Source organism: Psychrobacter sp. T6-1 (assembly GCF_052258445.1).
Genome location: NZ_JBQQFC010000380.1, coordinates 1 through 2,039, shown reverse-complemented (window position 1 = coordinate 2,039; position 2,039 = coordinate 1). Strand labels below are relative to the sequence as shown.

The following is a 2,039-nucleotide window of genomic DNA, read 5'->3' as shown; positions in this document are numbered from 1 at the left end:
GGAATTCTTCGGTAATAGCTACGACTTTGACTATATGCAACGTGAGGCCAAAGGCGAAGTGTATAAATCGGGATTGGGCGGTGAAGTCATTTACGGTAATAATGCGGGCAAGTATTCACTCGATTTAACCTACCTTAAAGACGCGGAAGCCACAGGCAATGTCACGGTAAAAACCCTACGCAAAGTCAATAGCATCCAAGCGCTCGATAATGATCAACTCAGACTAGAGGTCCACGTACTTAATACTAGTGGCGGTATAGACAAAATAGAGCACTACACTTGCGATAAGTTGTTTCTCAACGCTGGTAGTACAGGCACCGCGGAGCTACTATTGAAAAGCCAAGCTGAAGGCAAATTAAACAACTTAAACGAGCACATCGGCAAATACTGGGGGCCAAACGGTAATATCATGACTGGTCGTAATTTCGTTCATGCCGCTGGCACTACTCAATCTACCATTCCGGTCAAAGGCATCAACATGTGGGACGGCGATAGAGACGGTTCAAAGTACAAAATCTTTGCCGAACTCGCGCCATTGCCGCTAGGACTTGAGACATGGACGACGCTGTATCTTGCTATCACTGACAATCCTGAACGCGGCAATTATTACTATGACAAAGCCACAAAAACCGTCAAACTCAACTGGAAGCGCGAGCAAAACGAGTATTCGGTAAACGCGGCCAAAGAATTGATTGAAAAGCTAGCAAAAGCCAATGGTGGCTCGATATCAAGCTTACTGTTCACCAAAGGCTTCGGTGATGACTTTTGCTACCACCCACTTGGCGGCTGCGTCTTAGGTCTAGCAACTGATGGCGTGGGACGCGTCAAAGGGCATGAGAATATCTATGTGCAAGATGGCGCGTTAATCCCCGGCAGTGCGGGCGTCAATCCGTATGTGTTTATCACCGGACTTGCTGAGCGGAATATGGCGGCTGTTTTAAGGGAAGATTTTGGGTAGTGAGTTGGGACTAGATAGATGAAAAACGCTCTTAGGGGGCGTTTTTTTAGGTTTTGTAGAGACCCTCTTATCTACTAAAAGTTATATTTAACCTTAAACGGCGGATTACGCTTGAGCTAACCCACCCTAGGCGCTGTTTATTAAGACCGAACATTTTTCAAGCGCTTGTCTACAGTTGACTCTTCTCGCTGATTGTCTTTAAGTATTTATTATTGCGAAAGATAACCATGATAAGCTCGTAATAAACTCTGACAGAAATGGCACCAAATACCATAACCATCAACCCTGCAAAGAACCCTGCCGCGCCCATACCTGAGAACATCACACTAATGCCGCCAACAAAAACGGTAAAAAGGGATAACCAATATATAATAGTGATAACTCTAGGTGTAATAAAAGAATCAAATGATAATAGCGAATTCATGGTCTAATGTCCTAAATGGAATGTGGGTTGCTAAAGCTAATGATAAAATAAAGTTTAATATTGAGCGTTACTTTATAGCAATATTATACCTATAAAAATTAACAAAACAATCTATTTAAAGACATAAGTCCACTTAAACCCGAGTTAATTTTCATATTACTTTCTTATAATTAAAAAAGAAAAAATAATGAAACTACGCATCTTAAAATCAGCCGTGACCAACCCTTGGTTTAACCTCGCGACCGAGGATTGGATATTTAATACGCTCGACGCAGACTCGCATACGCTATTTTTATGGCGTAATAGCGAGACCGTGGTCATCGGGCGCTCGCAAAACCCATGGGTGGAATGCAAAATCGATAAGATGGAAGAAGACGGGGTGTTTTTGGCGCGGCGGCAAAGTGGCGGCGGCGCGGTGTTTCATGACTTGGGCAATACTAACTTTACCTTTTTATCGCCTAAGGAAGACTACGACCAAGAAGCAAACTTTACTATTATTGTCAATGCGCTGAAAAAATTAGGCATAGACGCGGAGTTGTCTGGGCGTAACGATATGCAAGTGGGTGATAAGAAAATATCAGGTAGCGCCTTTAAACATGCGGCGGATCGCAGCTTTCATCACGGTACTTTATTGGTCAATGCCAATATGCAAAAGCT

3 protein-coding genes are annotated in these 2,039 nt (G+C 43.3%); 2 read left to right on the top strand and 1 reads right to left on the bottom strand.

Going from position 1 to position 2,039, the window contains the following annotated elements:
* The coding region (locus tag ACTXGO_RS13010) for a GMC oxidoreductase (RefSeq protein ID WP_443574820.1) at window positions 1–958 on the top strand (958 nt) is incomplete at its 5' end.
* A 169-nt stretch (window positions 959–1,127) separates the two neighbouring features.
* Here the strand turns inward: ACTXGO_RS13010 and ACTXGO_RS13005 are convergent.
* Complete coding sequence (locus ACTXGO_RS13005) at window positions 1,128–1,382, bottom strand: DUF4282 domain-containing protein (RefSeq protein WP_443574819.1); 255 nt, start codon at window positions 1,380–1,382, stop codon at window positions 1,128–1,130.
* 187 nt (window positions 1,383–1,569) lie between these two features.
* Between ACTXGO_RS13005 and ACTXGO_RS13000 the strand changes: the two genes are divergently transcribed.
* Window positions 1,570–2,039 (top strand): lipoate--protein ligase (locus tag ACTXGO_RS13000; RefSeq protein ID WP_443574818.1); only part of this gene is annotated, 470 nt, incomplete at its 3' end.